The organism is Pseudomonas sp. BP01 (assembly GCF_022760795.1).
Taxonomy (GTDB): domain Bacteria; phylum Pseudomonadota; class Gammaproteobacteria; order Pseudomonadales; family Pseudomonadaceae; genus Aquipseudomonas; species Aquipseudomonas putida_Q.
The window spans coordinates 129,721-146,845 of sequence record NZ_JAFBKA010000002.1 but is presented as its reverse complement, the minus strand read 5'-3'; the positions used below and the strand labels follow the sequence as shown (position 1 = coordinate 146,845).

At 63.6% G+C, this 17,125-nt stretch carries 15 protein-coding genes; 10 read left to right on the top strand and 5 right to left on the bottom strand.

What is annotated here, in order from left to right:
• The first annotated feature begins 182 nt into the window (after nucleotides 1-182).
• Complete coding sequence (locus JOY50_RS02760) at nucleotides 183-449, top strand: AzlD family protein (protein ID WP_046811367.1); 267 nt, start codon at nucleotides 183-185, stop codon at nucleotides 447-449.
• 153 nt (nucleotides 450-602) lie between these two features.
• Nucleotides 603-1,478 (top strand): universal stress protein, encoded by an 876-nt coding sequence (locus JOY50_RS02755; RefSeq protein WP_132840053.1) that lies wholly within the window; start codon nucleotides 603-605, stop codon nucleotides 1,476-1,478.
• A 22-nt stretch (nucleotides 1,479-1,500) separates the two neighbouring features.
• Here JOY50_RS02755 and JOY50_RS02750 read toward each other — a convergent pair whose 3' ends face one another.
• The gene (locus JOY50_RS02750; RefSeq protein WP_132840051.1) at nucleotides 1,501-2,385 is read right to left on the bottom strand and encodes a LysR family transcriptional regulator; all 885 of its coding nucleotides are present in this window, start codon (nucleotides 2,383-2,385) and stop codon (nucleotides 1,501-1,503) included.
• Between the two features lie 122 nt (nucleotides 2,386-2,507).
• On the opposite strand from JOY50_RS02750, the gene JOY50_RS02745 reads away from it, so the two are divergent.
• From JOY50_RS02745 to JOY50_RS02735, 3 genes are all read left to right on the top strand, one after another.
• Entirely contained in the window at nucleotides 2,508-2,951 is a 444-nt protein-coding gene (locus JOY50_RS02745) for a GFA family protein (protein ID WP_019472135.1), read from the top strand.
• A 54-nt stretch (nucleotides 2,952-3,005) separates the two neighbouring features.
• The gene (locus JOY50_RS02740; RefSeq protein ID WP_138736651.1) at nucleotides 3,006-3,716 is read left to right on the top strand and encodes a TetR/AcrR family transcriptional regulator; all 711 of its coding nucleotides are present in this window, start codon (nucleotides 3,006-3,008) and stop codon (nucleotides 3,714-3,716) included.
• Nucleotides 3,717-3,900: 184 nt separating this feature from the next.
• Nucleotides 3,901-5,127 carry an MFS transporter gene (locus JOY50_RS02735; protein ID WP_132840937.1) on the top strand — a complete coding sequence of 409 codons (1,227 nt, stop codon included), beginning with the start codon at nucleotides 3,901-3,903 and terminating at the stop codon, nucleotides 5,125-5,127.
• A 203-nt stretch (nucleotides 5,128-5,330) separates the two neighbouring features.
• Here the strand turns inward: JOY50_RS02735 and JOY50_RS02730 are convergent, their stop codons facing one another.
• Nucleotides 5,331-6,956 carry a methyl-accepting chemotaxis protein gene (locus tag JOY50_RS02730; RefSeq protein ID WP_138736524.1) on the bottom strand — a complete coding sequence of 542 codons (1,626 nt, stop codon included), beginning with the start codon at nucleotides 6,954-6,956 and terminating at the stop codon, nucleotides 5,331-5,333.
• Between the two features lie 255 nt (nucleotides 6,957-7,211).
• Here JOY50_RS02730 and JOY50_RS02725 point away from each other — a divergent pair, with 255 nt between their 5' ends.
• A complete protein-coding gene (locus JOY50_RS02725) occupies nucleotides 7,212-7,610 on the top strand; it encodes a tetratricopeptide repeat protein (RefSeq protein WP_063425789.1) in 399 nt (132 codons plus the stop codon).
• A 42-nt stretch (nucleotides 7,611-7,652) separates the two neighbouring features.
• On the opposite strand, the gene JOY50_RS02720 is transcribed toward JOY50_RS02725, so the two are convergent.
• Complete coding sequence (locus tag JOY50_RS02720) at nucleotides 7,653-8,543, bottom strand: alpha/beta fold hydrolase (protein WP_243054734.1); 891 nt, start codon at nucleotides 8,541-8,543, stop codon at nucleotides 7,653-7,655.
• Between the two features lie 226 nt (nucleotides 8,544-8,769).
• Here JOY50_RS02720 and JOY50_RS02715 point away from each other — a divergent pair, with 226 nt between their 5' ends.
• The gene (locus JOY50_RS02715; RefSeq protein ID WP_243054733.1) at nucleotides 8,770-10,011 is read left to right on the top strand and encodes a DUF1835 domain-containing protein; all 1,242 of its coding nucleotides are present in this window, start codon (nucleotides 8,770-8,772) and stop codon (nucleotides 10,009-10,011) included.
• A gap of 334 nt (nucleotides 10,012-10,345) precedes the next feature.
• On the opposite strand, the gene JOY50_RS02710 is transcribed toward JOY50_RS02715, so the two are convergent.
• Entirely contained in the window at nucleotides 10,346-11,821 is a 1,476-nt protein-coding gene (locus JOY50_RS02710; RefSeq protein ID WP_243054732.1) for a PLP-dependent aminotransferase family protein, read from the bottom strand.
• Here JOY50_RS02710 and JOY50_RS02705 point away from each other — a divergent pair, their 5' ends adjacent.
• Nucleotides 11,822-13,588, top strand: a complete 1,767-nt coding sequence (locus tag JOY50_RS02705) for an NAD(P)H dependent flavin oxidoreductase family protein (protein ID WP_243054731.1) — start codon at nucleotides 11,822-11,824, stop codon at nucleotides 13,586-13,588.
• A gap of 28 nt (nucleotides 13,589-13,616) precedes the next feature.
• Here the strand turns inward: JOY50_RS02705 and JOY50_RS02700 are convergent, their stop codons facing one another.
• Nucleotides 13,617-14,552 carry a LysR substrate-binding domain-containing protein gene (locus JOY50_RS02700; RefSeq protein ID WP_132840041.1) on the bottom strand — a complete coding sequence of 312 codons (936 nt, stop codon included), beginning with the start codon at nucleotides 14,550-14,552 and terminating at the stop codon, nucleotides 13,617-13,619.
• A gap of 134 nt (nucleotides 14,553-14,686) precedes the next feature.
• Here JOY50_RS02700 and JOY50_RS02695 point away from each other — a divergent pair, with 134 nt between their 5' ends.
• Nucleotides 14,687-15,988 carry an FAD-binding oxidoreductase gene (locus JOY50_RS02695; protein WP_243054730.1) on the top strand — a complete coding sequence of 434 codons (1,302 nt, stop codon included), beginning with the start codon at nucleotides 14,687-14,689 and terminating at the stop codon, nucleotides 15,986-15,988.
• Between the two features lie 41 nt (nucleotides 15,989-16,029).
• Nucleotides 16,030-17,118, top strand: a complete 1,089-nt coding sequence (locus JOY50_RS02690) for a polyamine ABC transporter substrate-binding protein (RefSeq protein WP_132840036.1) — start codon at nucleotides 16,030-16,032, stop codon at nucleotides 17,116-17,118.
• Nucleotides 17,119-17,125 lie beyond the last annotated feature (7 nt).

Here is a 17,125-nt window from a genome sequence, read left to right as displayed (position 1 = left end):
CCTGCGCCGCAGTCTTCCTGGTGCTGCTCAAGGGTATGTGGAGGGGCGTACACGCAGCCCTGGCCTGGCTGTTCAGCCTGATCACTGCCGCACTGTTCTACCTGCTGATTCCCGGTGGCTGGTACGTACTCGCGGGTACCGTGGCCGGCCTGGTGACCGCTTACCTGTGGGCCAAGCCATGCATGGCTGTGGACACCAACCTGACCCGTGCGCTGGGCTTTTTACTGCTGCGCAACGGCACCCTGGGACCGCAGCTGACCCAGGTACTGAACGCCGCGCCCGGCTGCGTGCTGATTGCCGTGATCGCACCCAAGTTCGTTTCCGGGCACCCGGCCGACCTGATTGCGCTGGGGCTTACGGTGTACGCAGCTACGCGGTTTTCCCTCTTGCCGGTGGTGGTGTTTGCCATCGTGATGACGGGGGTGCTGCGCCTGTTGTTGCCGGCATGATCCGCTGCGGCACCTACACTCCATTGACCCAAATCAAGCCCTCGCGCCGGGTTCGCGCGACGATGGCTGCAAGCAAGGAATGACTCAAGCACCGCCAGGCGCACAGTGCACAACCCTCGAACACTGTGCGCGGCCTTGGACAAGGAGCCCCACATGAACCCGCTGAAACACATACTGGTAGCCACCGACCTGTCCCCCCATGCCCGCAACGCAGCGGAGCGCGCTGCCTACCTGAGCAACGCGCAGCAGGCCTCACTGGACCTGCTCTACGTTGCCAACCCGGCGCCCTTCGAACGCCTCAAGCAGTTGGTGGCGCCTGATGACGACCTGCTGAAGCGCGTGCTGGCTAGCGCCGGCGAGAAAACTCGCGCACTGGCAGCCCTGCTGTTCCAGCGCTATGACATTTCCGCGGGCGTGCAGGTTGCCAGCGGCTCGGTGATCACGGAAATCAACCGGTTGGTGCAGGACAAACGCAGCGACCTGCTGGTGTGCGGCGCCAAGGGCCAGAGCGTGGCGCGGCGCCTGCTGCTGGGTTCGACCGTGCAGAAAATGCTCAACCACATGCCTTGCCCTTTGCTGGTGGTCAAGCCGGCCCCTCGTGACGCCTATCGGACCGTGCTGGTGCCAGTCGACTTCTCACCCGTTTCGCTGCGCGCCATCAAACTGGCCAAGGCCATTGCCCCACAGGCCGAAATCATTCTGCTGCATGTGTACGAAGCCCCGTTCGAAGGCAGCGTGCGCTTTGCCCATATCGACCACGACACGCTCACCCATTACCGCAATGTCATCCGCAAGGATGCAGCGGCGCAACTCGCTGCGTTGAGTGAGGCTGCCGGTATGGCCGATGCACGGCAGATCCTGGTGCACGGTGACCCTGGCTGGCGCATTGCCGAACAGGAACAGGAGCTGGAGTGCGACCTGATCGTAGTCGGCAAGCAGGGTGCCAGCGCGCTGGAGGAGCTGTTGGTCGGCAGCGTTACCAAGCATGTACTGAACGAATCGCAGTGTGATGTGCTGGTGACCCCATAGGCTGCAGGAGGGCTGAGCACCGCTACTCCAGGTACTGCTGCAGTGCCCGCGTCAGCCCGTCGAATACCTGCACAACCCGCCTTACCCGGCGCAAATCATGGTGCATGGCAACCCAGATATCGACGCGGAAAGCCACTTCACCCGGCAGCACCTGCACCAGCCCGTGCTGCCTGGCCAACTGATTGGCACATACGCCAATACCGAGCCCCGCCCTAAGCGCTGCAAACTGGGCCAGATGGCAGTCGGTGCGGACAACGCTGCTCGCCAGGCTGCAGGCAAGGCCCTGCTGCCCCAGAAACGCAAGCTCTGTCAGGTTTCGGTCTGGCCCAATCAGCGGGTAGCGGCCCAGGTCATCGAGACTGCGCGGGGTGCCTTTCGCAAGCAATGCTTCGGTTGCGTACAGCCCCACCCGCAGGTCCCCCACATGCCGCGTAACGACCGTCGCCTCGGTGGGCCGACGAATGCGCACTGCTACATCGGCCTCCTGCAACGCCAGGTCTTCCATGCGATTTGAAACGCTAAGCTCCAACGCCAACCCGGGGCTCGCTTCGCGCAGCGCTCGCAGCATTGGCGGCAGCACCTCGACACCCAGCAGCTGGCTGGCAGTGACCCGTACGGTGCCGCCGGCCTCACTGGCCTGGGCGGAAGCCGCGCGGGCGAAGGCTTCGGCGGCCAGCGCCATGGACTCGGCATGGGCGACCAGATCCCTGGCCGTGTCGGTCGGCATCAACCCTGCTGGCGACCGGACAAACAGGCTGGTACCGACGCTGTGCTCCAACGCGTCGATCCGGCGCCGCGCCGTAGCCTGGGCGATCCCCAGCGCACGGGCGGCGGCAGAAAGGCTGCCAGTTCGAAGGACGGCGAGGAAAACCCGCTGGGTCTCCCACTGTAGTTGCGGGGCGTTCATACATTTCCTATGAGCAGGTAGGTAGCTTTGATCAGTTTCAATCAAGCAGGATCTACCGCATCCTTTACCGAACCTGCTCCATCAATCAAGCGCCCCAGGCGTGAACAAGGAAGAAAACAACCATGCAACTTGCCGGTGAGTGCCGCTGCGGCGCTGTTACCTACCACTCCACAACCACGCTGCAGGCGGCGGTGTATGCCTGCCATTGCCAGCATTGCCAGGCATGGAGCGGCAGCAGCTTTGCCCTGCACGCCCTGCTACCAGAAGACGCGTTCACGCTGAACGGCCCCATGGTCGAATATCAGTACGAGCAGATGGGGCAGCAATCGCGGCACTACCTGTGCGCGACCTGCCACACCCGCATCTACAACACCACCTCGGCCGCACCCGGGCTGTGGGTACTCAGGGCTGGCACACTGCATGAACGCGCTGCGTTGCAGCCTGTTGCGCATATCTGGGTCAGGCACAAGCAACCTTGGCTGGCTTTGCCTGCCGGTATACCGGCCTGGGAAGAAAGCCCTACTGCTGAAGCATTCGCGGCTGCCTTAGGCGGGCATCGCACGTAAATTCGCTATATAGTTTTATATACAGCGAACTTTGAAAGACTAGATAATGCCGTGATGTACGCCCAACTCGATGTGCCGACCACTGCCAACCCTCAAGCTGACGCCACGCACGGCGCACTGCATCACGCCTTGGGCAACCCCGGTATCCGGCGCAAGAATCACAAACTGATCCTGAAGGCTGCCAGCGAAGCGTTTGCCGTCACCGGCTTTACCGCTACCCATTCGCACGATATTGCCGCGCGCGCCGGGTTGCCCAAGGCCAATATCTATTACTACTTCCAGACAAAAGAGAATTTGTACGTCCAGGTGCTGATGAGCTTCATCGAGCCGCTGGTGAGGGCTTCGGCAGCATTGCGAAAAAGCGACGACCCGATAGTGGGCCTGCGGGCCTATATCAAGGCCCGCATTCGCATCATTCGGGAGCACCCTTCCAGCGCCGCCGCGTTCAGCCAGGAGTTGCTCTCAGGCGGCAAACGCCTACCTGAGGTTTGCAAGAACATGCTTCAGGAGGAAGCCAGGCGCAACGTCGCCTGCCTGCGCAACTGGATCGATGATGGCCGATTGGCGCCCTGTGACCCCGAGCACCTGATGATTTTCATATGGTCGGCAACGCGCACCTACACCAATCTGGCCTGGCAAATGTCGCAGCTCAGAGGCGTGGCTGTACCTGGCAAGTCGGACTTTGATCACGCCACCCGCACGGTCACCCAGATGGTGCTGGGCGGTGTCGTGCCGGTAAAGCAAACGGCTGTTACCCCGTCCTGAAACTTGGCTTGGTGGGCCCGCAACGCAGCACTTTCCGCTCTAAGCCAAGCGTTTCATCGATTACGCTGATGATTACTATCAAGCGGCCTGCCTGTCGGCCTGGCAAGGCCATCCCTATAATCGCCTGCAAATCCCTCCGCTCCTGCGCCTGCTACAGGCGACATCCCTCATGGAACCGACCCCCATGCCAAGCAACCGCCAGGCCCCTCGCGGCCTTCCCGAACACAGTCAACAGAGCGTCACACAGCAATGGCTGGCAATCCTCTCGGTCGCCGTGGGTGCCTTCGCCCTGGTCACCAGCGAGTTCCTCCCGGTGGGGGTACTCAACGATGTGGCCAGTGACCTTGGCATCAGTGCAGGCCTTGCCGGCCTGATGGTGACGCTGCCCGGTATCATGGCCGCGCTGGCCGCGCCGTTGATTTCCGTGGGGGTCGGCGCGATGGACCGGCGCTACCTGCTGATCGGCCTGACGCTGATCATGATCATCGCCAACACCATCGTGGCCTACGCCGTCGACTTCAACCTGCTGTTGGTCGGCCGCGTGCTGCTGGGTGTCAGTATCGGTGGCTTCTGGGCGACCGCCATCGCCCTCAGCGGCCGCCTGGCCCCAGACGGCATGGGCGTGGCCAAGGCCAACTCGATCATCATGGCCGGCGTAACCCTGGCGACCGTAGTGGGCGTGCCCGTGGGCACCTGGCTGAGCGGGCTGATGGGCTGGCGCATGACTTTCCTGGTTACCGCACTGGTAGGCATACCCGTGCTGCTGGCGCAGGTATTGCTGCTGCCGCGGCTGCTGCCGGAAAAGGCCATTCGCATCAGCGACCTGCCGGCCTTGTTCATCAACCCGCAAGCGCGGGTGGGGCTGATTGCCGTGCTGTTGATCGGCCTGGCGCACTTTGCCGCGTACACCTATGTTGCCCCGTTCTTCAAACAGAATGCCGGCTTTGACGGGCCTACGATTGGCTCGCTGTTGCTGCTGTATGGCGTAGCCGGGTTCATGGGTAACATTTTCGCGGGCTACGCTGCCAACCGCAGCGTGCGGCATACCCTGATGCTGGTAGCGCTCATGATTGCTGTCAGCACCGCCCTGTTCCCGCACTTCGCCACCGGCATGACCGGCGCCGCGATGCTGATCGCGCTGTGGGGCTTCGCGTTCGGTGCGTTCCCGGCCTGCGCCAACATCTGGATGTTCGTGGTGGCACCTAAGGATGTTGAACGTGGCATGCCGCTGTTCGTGGCCATGTTCCAGGTGATCATTGCACTGGGCTCGTTCTTCGGCGGGCAGGTGGTCGACCATATGGGCACCGCGGTGCTGTTGAGCCTGGCTACCGCGTTGGTGGGCTGTGGTTTTGTCACCGTGCTGGTGCTGGGGCGCAACGTCAGCAATAACCTTGCTGCTCAGCCGGGCTGAGCAGCTGCCCAAAGCGACTGCGAAAAGCTTGAGCTGTCGGCACCGAGGCGCCTGCTTCGCGGGCCCCTCTCACAAGTACAGCGCCGGCTTCGGGCCGGCGCTGTACTTGTGGCAGCAACTGTCTTGCACAAAACTTGAAAGCTGCCGCAATCACTGCGGGAGCGGGCTTGCCCCAAGTACAAACCGCAGACATCGTTTACATTTCAAACCCTGAACCGCCCCACCAATGCCGTCATCTCCCCCACCAGCCCCGACAGCGCCTTGCTCGCCTCGCTGGTCTGCTGCGCTCCCGTCGCCGAGTTGATCGACAGCTCGCGAATGTTCAGCAGGTTGCGGTCCACTTCCCGCGCCACCTGAGCTTGCTCTTCGGCCGCACTGGCGATGACCAGGTTGCGCTCGTTGATTTCGCCAATCGCACTGTAGATACCTTCCAGCACCTGCCCCGAGGCCAGGGTCACGTCCAGTGTCGACTGCGCTCGGTTGGTGCTGGCCTGCATCGAAGCCACCGCCGCTTCGGTGCCCGCCTGCACGCGGCCGATCATCTGTTCGATTTCCTGGGTCGATTGTTGCGTGCGATAGGCCAGCGTACGCACCTCATCCGCCACCACCGCAAAGCCCCGCCCGGCCTCACCGGCACGGGCCGCCTCGATGGCAGCATTGAGCGCCAGCAGGTTGGTTTGCTCGGACACCGAGCGGATCACTTCCAGTACCTTGCCGATATCCCGTACCTGCCCCACCAGTTGCTCCAGGTGCGCACTGCTGGTCTGGATCTCGCGGGTCATGGCCTCGGTGCCATCGATGTTGTCGCTGACTTGCTGGCGGCTTTGTGCGGCCAGCTGGTTGGACTCGCTGGTGGTCTGCGAAGTGGTGATGGCGTTGCGCGCAACCTCCTCCACGGCCGTGGTCATTTCGGTCACAGCGGTAGCTGCCTGTTCCAGCTCTTGCCCCTGCTGACGCAGGTTGCTGGCGCTTTCCTCGGTGACCGCGTTCAACGCAGTGGCGGCTGCGTCCAGCTGCCGGGCACAGTGGTTGATCTGCCCCAGGGTGTCGCGCTGGCTCTGCTGCATGCGCTGCAGCTCATGGAACAGCTGGCCGATCTCGTTGTTGCCCTGCCCTTGCACCGGCACGCTCAGGTCGCCACCGGCAATGCGCTGGAAATGCCGACCGGCTTCACGCAGCGGGTGCAGCACACGCTGGGCAATGAAGGCCCAGCACAGTGCAGCCAGCAGCAAGGTCACCGCCAGCAGCCCCAGGCTCAGCAATTGCGCACGCGCCAGGCGCCGGTCGGACTCCAGCATGATCTGCTGGCCACGTTCGTTCAGTGCGCCAACCAGCTGCTGGCGTAGCGCTTGCAGCCGGCCCATGGCATTGCCGGCATCGCTGTTGACCTTGAAGTACTGCTCGAGCGAGCGCTGGCGGGTCGCCTCCCGCTGCCCGGCCACCGCCCTGGCGTATTCGGCAAAGGTAGCCTGCAGCTCGGTTGCCAATATGCGCAGGGCTGGCTCGCGGGCGTTTTCGACAAATTCATCGACCAGCTTCTGGCTCTTGTCGTTCAGCTCCACCGACAGCGCCATGCGCTTGCCTGCACTCTCCTCATGGCCCCCCAACTGCTCGATGAAGCCCGAGGACACATTGGCGCTGGAACGAATTGCCATCAACAACGCATTGTTCAACCGGTCGGACTGGTGTGCGGTCTGGTCCAGCTCGGTGATCTGCTGGTCGCTGCCCACTGCTGCCCACCAGGCACTGACAGTGGAAAACAGCAGGGTCAGGCTGAAAAGCGACAGCACCCAGAACATTCCGGTACGTATTTTCAGGTTGGCAAGCATGCGGGCAGTACTCCTTGTTGGCACCACTTCTGGTCGAAATTCGACGGTGGGTGTGCTGCTATCGGAGGTGCCGGCGCAGGCTTGAGGCGCAGGGAGTCGGTTATGGGCGGTAACCGAACAGATGTTGTCGGCAGAGACCGGGGGTTGAAGATCGCGCTATTCAGGGGGGAACTTCAACCCTTGCCAACGGTCGATAGCATCCCCTCGCCCCCTATCGGCAAAGGGCTTGCCAACGACCTGCCGAGTTTACTGCCGATGCCCAGCACTTCTGTTCTGTCAGCCTTGCTCCTGTTGTTCAGCGTCGCGGCATCAGCCTATGCACAGGCTGGCGAGCGCTCGGCGCCTGCACGCAGCAACAATGCCTCGACCGTGCTGATCGAGACGGCTTCGCAGCAGTATGCCGACGGCCAGCTCGACCAGGCAGCGGCCACCCTGGAGCGAGCGCTGCACATACAGCCGAACAACCCGGCAACCTTGCACTACCTGGGCGTTCTTCGCCTGCAGCAAGGGCAGTATGAGCAGGCAGAAACCCTCGCGTTGCGCTCCAACCTGCGTGTAGGCGCAAACCGCGCCCTGCGCAATCGCAACCTGCAGCTGATAGAGGCCGCGCACAGCGCCCAGCACTCAGGCATGCTGCCAACAGCTGCACACTGACCGCCGGTCAGACGCTGCGACTTACTTGCGCCAAGGCCAACTTCAGCGATCGAGGAAGCCGACTACCGCCTCCGCGAAGGCCTGCGGTTGGTCCAGCATGACGAAGTGGAAGCTGCCATCGATACGTTTGAAGCTGATGTTTCGCGCCCCTGCGTAGGCGTTTGCGAAGGTTGCATCGACGCTGGCAGCGGGTATGCCATACAAGGGGTCATAGGCATAGACGACCTGCACCGGCGACTGGATGCTGCCAAGCTCCGGGCGCAGGTCGGTGGTCATCAGTTCATAGGTGGCATCGGCTACCGCCCTGCGGTCCGAGCGCAGCGCGGCTTCGACCAGTGCCGGCCTGGCCGCAGTGGTCTTGGCCAGCCGGTCGATGGCTGTGCGCTGCATGGCTTCGGCCTGCGCTGCCGGGGCCAGCAGCATCCCATCACGGAATGTCGCAGCCTGCGGTGCAGCCGTTTCGGCAGTTGCCGTGGGGTCGATCAATAACGTGTAAAACGGCAGCGCATCGACAACCATCAGCCGCCCTACCTGCTCGGGGTGGCGTGCGCCAAGCATCAGCGCCACCTCACCGCCCAGCGAATGGCCAATGACGGCCGGCGCCTCAAGGCGCTGGCTGCGGATATAGCCTGCAACCGCCTCGGCCACCGGCGCGGCAACGCGCCCGTCCACAGCGGGCACGGCAGGCAAACCGGCAAAGCCTGCAACCTGCACCAGATGCAGACGATGCTGCTGGCGCAGTGTGCTGGCCAGCCCCGCCCACACCTCACGGGATGAAGCCAGCCCGGGGATCAGGATGACGTCTGGCCCGGTACCCTCGACCGTTACCGAAATACGTTCGCCAGCCACAGGTACTGGCTGGCTTGGCGCGGCCAATACCGAGCCCAGTGACAAGCTGGTGCCGATTGCTGCAAGCAGGGTGCGTATGCGCATGGTCGCCATTCCTTTGACTTCGACGGAGAAAAGCCCGCCACTATAAGGGGCATGGCAGCCCATGGGAAAACTATCGTTTGCAACCCGCTGCGCTGCGCCGTTAAAGTCGGGGCCTGGGCGCCGGCTGCGCCTGCGGTCCGCGCGAAGGGGTTGCCCGAGCCACGCGTCACTACATTCCCATACCAGCTCCCGGCTTGTCGGCGGACCGAGCCCCTAAGGAGTTGGCATGCCCGCCATAAATGCTTCACGCCACCACGGCTTGCTCGACCTGCCCGCCCTGCGCGAGCGCGCCAAGCGCTTGCTGACCCAACTGAAAAACCACCAAGCCGACGACGCCCGCGAGCAATTGCGCGCGCTTGGCCTGCCCGGCCCCGACTACCGGCTTGCCGATACCCAATGGCTGGTGGCCCGCGAGGCCGGCTTTGCCAGCTGGCCCAGGCTCAAGGCCCATGCCGATGCCGTGGCGTTCGCAGCACGCCACCCCGGTTTTTCTGCCGATGACGAGGCTAACGTGCAGCACTGGCGCTGCGGCAACGACATCGCCCACAGCTTGCGCACCGCCGGGTTTGCCGGCGCTTTCCAGATGTTCGACGACCCCATGGTCATGGGGCCTGTACCGGCGCTGCCCGATGAGCAGTACTGGCAGGTTCGCAGCGCATACGTGCAGCAGGCGTTCAAGCTAAGCACCCAGGACGTTGAACAGCGTCAGGCCGCCCAGCGTAGTGCATTGGCCGGGCTTAACCGCGACAGCGAAATTGTGCTGTGGTGCGAGGCTGACGCTTACGACCAGCTGTTCCTGATTCGGGTACTCGCCAGCCTGCCGGGCCTGCCGCGCCGGCTGGAGCTGATCGAAATTGACCAGGTGCCCGGTATCGAGCGTTTCATCGGCATCGGCCAACTGGCGCCCGACCTGCTGGCCTGGTTGTGGCCGCAACGTCGTGCGCTGGGTGAGGATGCACTCGCCCTCGCCTGCGAGGCATGGGCGGCCTACACCGCACCCAATCCAAAGGCCTGGGCAAGCCTCGCCGGCCACCCGCACCCGGCCTTGCCGTTGCTGGGCGGGGCGTTGGCGCGCCAGCTACAGGAGCTGCCGGGGGCCCATGATGGCTTGAGCCTGACCGAACGCTTGCTGCTGCGCGTGCTGGCTTCACGCGGCGAGCTACCGGCCGGCCGCGTGTTTGGGCAGTTGATGATGCAGGATGACCCGCTGCCTTACCTCGGTGACCTGATGTTTCATGTGCTTCTGCAGCCGTTGATCCATGCGCCACAGCCGCTGCTGCTGGAAGGCCCGGGAGATACTTGGGCGCAGCGACCGCTGCGGCTGACGCCGCTTGCCGAGCAGGTGCTTGCAGGCAAGGCGCACTGGCTTGATCACAACCCTGCGCAGCGCTGGGTTGGCGGGGTGCTGGTGGATGCGGCTGACAGGCCTTGGGTAGTGACCGAACAAGGCGAGGTGTGGCGACGTTGATAACGTGCTCAACCCCAGGGCCGCTGTGCGGCCCATCGCCGGCAAGCCAGCTCCCACCTGGACCGCATTGACCTCAGGTCTTGTATCACTCCTGTGGGAGCTGGCTTGCCGGCGATGAGGCCAGTCCAGGCGGCACCACACATTTGAATCACAGTGACCGTGAAATCACCTTTCTGCTGCCTGCGCCAGGCGCTGTGCGGGCCATCGCCGGCGAGCCAGCTCCCACCTGGAACACATTGACCTCAGGTCTTGTATCACTCCTGTGGGAGCTGGCTTGCCGGCGATGAGGCCAGTCCAGGCGGCACCAGACAATTGAATCACCGCAGTCGTGAAATCACCTTTCTGCTGCCTGCGCCAGGCGCTGGGTGGCCTGCCGGATCTCATCCACGTCCAGCGAAGCAAAGCCCAGGCGCAAGGCATTCTCGGCATGACCAAACGGCGAGAACTGGCGACCGCTGCGCACCACCAGGTCCAGCTCCAGTGCCTTGTCGACCAACTGGTCCACATTGATCGCGTCGGCAAACCGCACCCACAGCGCCAGCCCACCTTCCGGCTCCTGCACGGTAATCTGCTCGCCAAACGCCTCGTGCAGGCACGCCAACAGGGTCTGCCGACGCCGACGGTATTCGCGGTTGACCCGGCGCAAGTGCTTCTTCAGCTCGCCATCATTGATCAAGTCCGCCAGCATCCGCTGCATCACCGCATCGCCCTGCCCCAGGGTCAGCGTGGCCCTGCGCTCCAGCACTGCTGTTACCTCCACCGGTGCGACGATATAGCTGCAACGGAACGTGCTGCCCAAGGGCTTGGACAGTGTGCCGATGTAAATCACATGCCGCTGCTGGCGATCGCTGGCCAAAGGCAGATAGGGCCGCCCGGAAAAGTGGTATTCGTAGTCGTAGTCTTCCTCGACCACGCAGAAATCGTGCAGCCGCGCCAGCTCCAGCAACTGCTGCCGGCGCCCGGCTGGCAAGCTGACCGTGGTCGGAAACTGGTGATGGGGCGTCAAATACATCATCCGCACCCTGTGCTGCCGGCACAGGGCATCGATCTGGTCCACCCGGCACCCCTCATGGTCCAGGTCCACGGTCACCAGTCGGGCCCCCAACTGGCGGAAAATCTCCCACGCCGGCGGATAACTCAGGCGCTCGACCAGCACCGCATCCCCCGGTTTGAGCAACACGCTGGCCAACAGGGTCAGCGACATCTGCACACCCTGGGTCAGGCAGATATGCTCGGCGCCAACGTTCAGGCTGCGGTTGTGCCTGAGCATGTCGGCCAAGGCGGCGCGCAGGTACAGGCTGCTGCAATCACTGCCGTGGCGCACGCTGTTGCTGGCAAAGCTGTTGCGCAGGGCATTGCGGTAATAGCGATGCAGAACAGCCTGGGGCAGCAGGCGATGGTCACAGGCACCATTGTCGAAGAACAAGGCCTCTGGCCGCCCCTGCTGCGCTGCAGCCCGTTCGTTTGCTTCGAAATAGGCAACGGCGGGCTCCTCTGGCAGCGCCAAGGCGAAGGAGCGCGAGGCGGCGGGCGCCGTGATTGTGCCAGTCGCCAGCTGCTGGCTGACGAAGGTGCCCCGGCGCTGCACGCTCTGCAGCCAGCCTTTGGTTTCGGCTTCCTCATAGGCAAGGATCACCGTCTTGCGGTTGACGTTCAGCAGTTGCGCCATCTCCCGCGTGCCCGGCAACGGCGTGCCAGGGCGCAGGCGGCCCTCGCTGATCGCGGCCACCAGGCCCTCGACGATCTGCCGGTACGAAGCCTGTGCCCCATCGAGCCTGAGCAGTGGCTGCCATTTGCGAAGCTGGACCATGTGAATTATCCAAAACTGGAGGTTCTGCTGGTCCTGGACTATAGCAACAATCGAACCTTCAATTGCCCCGAGGTGTTCATGCAAAACCGCCACGTCATCGAATTGTCGCCCTCGGGCAAAACCTTCGAAGCCAGCCACGAGCTGCTGCTCGACGCCATGCTCGCCAGCGGCCTGCCGGTACCGTTCTCCTGCCGCCGCGGCGCCTGCGGGTCCTGCAAGGTCAAGGTAGTGTCGGGGCAGTATCAGGACAAGCAGCGAGATGCGGACACCCCCGCGCCCTGCTACCCCCTGGCCGCCGACGAGATGCTGCTGTGCCAGAGCCACGCTTGCAGCGACATGCGCCTGGAGATCCCCGGCTGGTCCCTGGACGCCCCTTCGCTGGCGTTCCACGCGCAGGTTCACAGCAAGCGCGAACTGAGTGCAGATATCGTCGAACTGGTGCTGCACCCTGCTCAACCACTGGAAGTGCGGGCTGGCCAATACGTAAGGTTCCGGCTCGACAACGGTGACAGCCGCTGTTTCTCCGTCGCCAACCTGCCCGCTCAGGACCAGGGGCAACTGGTGTTTCACATCCGTAAGGTCAGCGGCGGCGTGTTCACCGAAGGCCTGCTGCCCACCCTGCAAGCCGGTGCCGTCCTTAAGCTTGAAGGGCCGGTCGGCGCCTGTACCTGGCAGCACGAAGGGCAACGCCCGCTGGTGCTGTTCGCCACCGGCACAGGTTACGCCGGTATCAAGCCATTACTGCTGACGGCCCTGGCCCACGCTGTCGAGGTCACGCTGTACTGGGGTGGATCATCGACGGCGGACTTCTATGACCGCGCGTTTCTCGAACAGGCCAGCCTTGAATACCCCCACTTTCGCTGGCACCCGGTGCTCTCGGCTGAGGCACGCGTGCAGCAGGTGGCCCTGGGCCAGGCGCATCGGTGGGCCGACACCCAGGTCTACGCCTGCGGCAATGCCACGATGATCAGCCAGGCTCGCGAGCAATGCCTCGCCGCAGGCGTGCCACCCCACCGGTTTGTCGCGGAAGCCTTTGTCGCCAGCGGCGCACTGGCACCCCAGGCTGCAACCGCCAACACCCTGCACCCAGAGCTGGAAAAGGTCGGCCCACGCTACTCGCTGGATGGCATGCTCGCTGCCCGCGAGCAGTCAGTGCGGTCCGTGGCCGCGATCGCCAGCCAACTGCGCGTCGGCATGACCACCGCCCAGGCACTGGAGATGGCGGCGCAAACCTTGCAGGCAATGGGCGCGTCCCACACCTGGCACCCCACCTATATCCGCTTCGGCGACGACACCGTGCGTACACCGCGGCAAGGCATCGACCTGCATCGTGTATTACGTACTACAGACATTGTCGTCGTCGACGTCGGCCCGGTATGGGATGGTTACGAAGGCGACTATGGCGACACCTTCGTGTTTGGCCAGCACGACCTGCACCACGCCTGCGTCAAGGCACTGCACGAGGTGTTCGACGAAACGCGCGAGGCCTGGGGCCATGGTTTGACCGGACGCGAGCTGTATGACTTCGCCGAACGCAGTGCCCAGGCCAAGGGCTGGCAGCTGGAACGCAACCTGGCCGGGCATCGCGTCGCCGACTTCCCGCATGTGCTGTATGGCCAGGACAAGCTGGCCGAGGTGGAAATCGTCCCGAGCGAGGTGGTGTGGGTACTGGAAATACAGTTGTGCCACCCCACCGAACCGATCGGGGCGTTTTTCGAAGACATTTTGATTGCTGAAGGCAAGCAGACCATGGCAAGGGTCGCTTGACCGACCCTGCAAAACCGGGGCGTGTCGATCAATCCAGGTTTACAGGCCGGGGCCGGTGTTCTTGCAAAACCGTCTGTTCCACCTGCTGCTCGAACCACTTCAGCACGGCTTGGCACGCGGGGTGGGCAACGCCGCTGTCCCTTAGCCACAGGGCATACACCCCGCCAGTCTTCAGCGCCTCGCCGAAGGGCACCACCAGGTCGCCGCGCACCAAGGCATCGTGGGCCAGCATTCGGTCAGTCATGGCGATGCCCATGCCGCGGGCTGCCGCGTCCAGCGCCAGGTCGTCCAGATTGAACAACAGCTCTTGGTACTTGTGCTCGGCCGGGGCCTGCTGGGCCTTGAGCCACAGGTTCCATTCGTAGCGCGAAGTGGAGCCGTGGATCAGCGCATGGTCGACAAGCTCCGCCGCGCACTTGGGCGGGGCGCGGCCGTCGCCCAGCACGGGCGCACAGACCGGGATGAGGTACTCGTCGAACAGCGGCGTCAACGGGCGTTCGTCCAGGCCGCCTGGTAGGTAAAGCACATACGCGTCGCAGTCGCCGCCGGTGTCTACCAGGTCGCCGCCGACCGTTTCAATCGACAACGTCAGGCCTGGGTTGAGCGCATAGAACGAGGTCAGCCGCGGCAGCAGCCAGCGTACCGCCAGCGACACGAACATGCGCACGCGAAATGGGCGGTCCAGTGGCGTCGGCGCCAGCTTTTCCTCCAGCGTGCGCAGGGTTTGCAGCATGCCCTTTGCCACCCCGTACACCTCATGCCCATGGGCGGTCAGCGCGACCTTGCGGCTGGTGCGGTCGAACAACGTTGTGTGGAAATGCTCCTCAAGTTGCTGGATCTGCCGGCTGATGGCGCTCTGGGTCAGGTGCAACTGGCGTGCAGCCTCGGTGAAGTTGCTGGTGTCGGCTACCCGGACCAGGGCCTGCAACGCCTGGAACGATGGCACACGAAGGTTTTTATCCATGCAAATTCCGAATGGATGAATGAATTATTAGCGTTAGAAATCGCGCTTTGGCCCTCGTAAATTGGAGCCAAGACGCGCTTTCGCGGGCAATAGCCAATAACGCCTGTGCATCGATACTGAAGGAGTGACACGCAATGAACAACCACTGTGGCTGGATTGCGCTGGCCGGTGAATTGCCGCAGCGGCCGAGCCTGCAAGGCATTCATAAGGCCGATTGGCTGATCATCGGCGGTGGCATAACCGGCCTGTCCGCAGCCCATGCCCTGGCCCGCCGTTTTCCGTCGCAGCGGATCGTACTGCTGGAGCGCCAGCGGGTCGCCCAGGGCGCTTCGGCACGCAACTCTGGGTTTGTGGTCAGCCACGAGCTGCCAGGTGCTGGCGAACTGATCGGTACACCTGGCTTTTCCGGCTACCAAGTCGCATCGCGCATCGGTGTCGCAGCGGGTAATGAAGTGCGCCAGCAAATCCAGGCGCTGGCTATCGACTGCGAGCTCAGCGACCACGGCTACCACTTCGCGGTACACGAGCCTGCCCATTTGCAGCAGGCCGAGAAGGCACTGGAAACCCTGCGTGCCGTGGGTGCCCAAGCAAGCTACCACGAGGGAGAAGCGCTGCAACGGCGCCTCGGTACCGCGTTCTATTCACGCGCGATCCATTGTGCGGGCGGCAACGGCCTGATGCAGCCGGCGCGCTACGTCAAAGGGCTGGCCGACGGCCTGCCAGAACAGGTGGAAATGTTCGAGCAAAGCGCTGTGACCGACTTGCGCCGTCGCCCTGGCAAGGGCTGGACTGTCCGCACCGAGGCTGGCGAGGTCGAGGCCCGGCAGGTACTGGCCTGTGTCGGTGCGTTCCTGCCCAGGGTCGGTCTCAACCGCAGCGGCACTTTCCCGCTGGAGCTGAGCGCAAGCATCACCCGCCCGTTGACCGGGGCGCACTGGCAGCAGCTGCTCAACGAACAGGGCTGGGGCGTGCTGTCTACCTTGCCGGGCGGCTGCACCCTGCGCTTGCTGCCGGGGCGCCGCCTGCTGATTCGCAACACCGTGGAATACCGTCAGCACGACATCGACCGCCGTGGCCTGGTGGTGCGCCAAGGTGCACACCTGCAGGGTTTGCAGAAGCGCTTCCCCGGCATCACCGCACAAGATCTGCAATACACCTGGACCGGCCACCTCAGCGGCACCCGCACAGGCGAGCCGTATTTCGCCCGGATCGCCGACGGCCTGCATGCCGTGGCCGGCTGCAATGGGTCCGGCGTTGCCCGCGGCACCCTGTGGGGCCGCCTGCTGGTCGAAATGGCACTCGGCATCGACTCGCCGTTGCTCGTCGACGTACTGGCCCAGGCCAGCCCTGGCTACCTGCCGCCCCGCCCGTTCTTCGACCTGGGCGCCAAGGTGCGCATGGCCTGGGAAGTACGGCGCGCGCGGCTGGAACGCTGACATTCAAACTACCTCGCAAACAAGAACAAGAGAGCTATCCCATGATCAAGCACACTTGCGTGGCCCTGTTGTCCTCAGCATTGCTGGCCGCGGCAGTGCAGGCCGAAGAGCGGGTCAACATTGCCAACTGGAGCGGCTACATCGCCGACGACACCCTGGCCGAGTTCACCCGGCGCACGGGCGTCCAGACCACCTACGACCTGATCGATAGCAACGAAACCACCGAAGCCAAGCTGATGACCGGCAACAGTGGCTACGACCTGGTGAGCCCGTCCAACCACTTCCTGCCGCGGCTGATCAAGGCGGGTGCCATCGAGGAGCTGGACCGCAGCAAGCTGCCTGGCTGGCACAACCTCGACCCGAAGCTGATGAAGATCCTGGAGGCAAGCGACCCGGGCAACCGCTATGCGATCCCGTATATGTGGGTTACCACCGGCATCGGCTACAACGCCGACAAGATCAAGGCCATCTTCGGCAGCACCGAGGTGACGCAATCCTGGAGCCTGCTGTTCAAGCCGGAGAACATCCAGAAGCTGAGCCAGTGCGGCGTGGCGTTCCTCGACAACCCGACGCAGATCATCTCGATCACGCTCAGGACCCTGGGCCTGGACCCGCACAGCGAAAAGCCAGAGGACCTGAAAAAGGCCGAAGCGGCACTGCTGGCGGTACGGCCCTACATCAGCTATTTCCACCAGTCCAAGTACGTCAGCGACCTGGCCAATGGCAACATCTGCGTAGCGATCGGCTTCAGCGGCGATGTGCTGCAGGCCATGGGCAGCGCGCAGCAGGCAGGCAACGGGGTGAACGTGGGTTACAGCATTCCGCACGAGGGCTCGACCGTGGCGGTGGACATGGTGGTAATGCCCAAGGGCGCACCGCATCGGGAGAATGGGTATGCGTACCTGAACTACCTGCTGGAGCCGAAGGTGATCGCCAGTATCAGCAATACGGTGAAATACCCCAACGGCAATGCGGCGGCGCTGGAGTACATCACGCCTGAACTGCGCAACAACCCTGCGGTGTACCCGCCTGAATCGGTACTCGATACGCTGTTCCCGATCAAGACCTTGTCGCCGGCAGGGATGCGCTCGAGTACCCGGCTGTGGACCCGAGTGACTAGCGGGAAGTGATGTAACG

Excerpts from the sequence above, each read along its gene's own strand:
- JOY50_RS02750 (WP_132840051.1), bottom strand. The coding sequence starts at position 2,385 with ATGAACGCCCCGCAACTACAGTGGGAGACCCAGCGGGTTTTCCTCGCC.
- JOY50_RS02725 (WP_063425789.1), top strand. The coding sequence starts at position 7,212 with ATGCCCAGCACTTCTGTTCTGTCAGCCTTGCTCCTGTTGTTCAGCGTC.
- JOY50_RS02730 (WP_138736524.1), bottom strand. The coding sequence starts at position 6,956 with ATGCTTGCCAACCTGAAAATACGTACCGGAATGTTCTGGGTGCTGTCG.
- JOY50_RS02690 (WP_132840036.1), top strand. The coding sequence starts at position 16,030 with ATGATCAAGCACACTTGCGTGGCCCTGTTGTCCTCAGCATTGCTGGCC.
- JOY50_RS02760 (WP_046811367.1), top strand. The coding sequence starts at position 183 with ATGGCTGTGGACACCAACCTGACCCGTGCGCTGGGCTTTTTACTGCTG.
- JOY50_RS02715 (WP_243054733.1), top strand. The coding sequence starts at position 8,770 with ATGCCCGCCATAAATGCTTCACGCCACCACGGCTTGCTCGACCTGCCC.
- JOY50_RS02700 (WP_132840041.1), bottom strand. The coding sequence starts at position 14,552 with ATGGATAAAAACCTTCGTGTGCCATCGTTCCAGGCGTTGCAGGCCCTG.
- JOY50_RS02695 (WP_243054730.1), top strand. The coding sequence starts at position 14,687 with ATGAACAACCACTGTGGCTGGATTGCGCTGGCCGGTGAATTGCCGCAG.
- JOY50_RS02720 (WP_243054734.1), bottom strand. The coding sequence starts at position 8,543 with ATGCGCATACGCACCCTGCTTGCAGCAATCGGCACCAGCTTGTCACTG.
- JOY50_RS02735 (WP_132840937.1), top strand. The coding sequence starts at position 3,901 with ATGCCAAGCAACCGCCAGGCCCCTCGCGGCCTTCCCGAACACAGTCAA.
- JOY50_RS02710 (WP_243054732.1), bottom strand. The coding sequence starts at position 11,821 with ATGGTCCAGCTTCGCAAATGGCAGCCACTGCTCAGGCTCGATGGGGCA.
- JOY50_RS02740 (WP_138736651.1), top strand. The coding sequence starts at position 3,006 with ATGTACGCCCAACTCGATGTGCCGACCACTGCCAACCCTCAAGCTGAC.
- JOY50_RS02745 (WP_019472135.1), top strand. The coding sequence starts at position 2,508 with ATGCAACTTGCCGGTGAGTGCCGCTGCGGCGCTGTTACCTACCACTCC.
- JOY50_RS02755 (WP_132840053.1), top strand. The coding sequence starts at position 603 with ATGAACCCGCTGAAACACATACTGGTAGCCACCGACCTGTCCCCCCAT.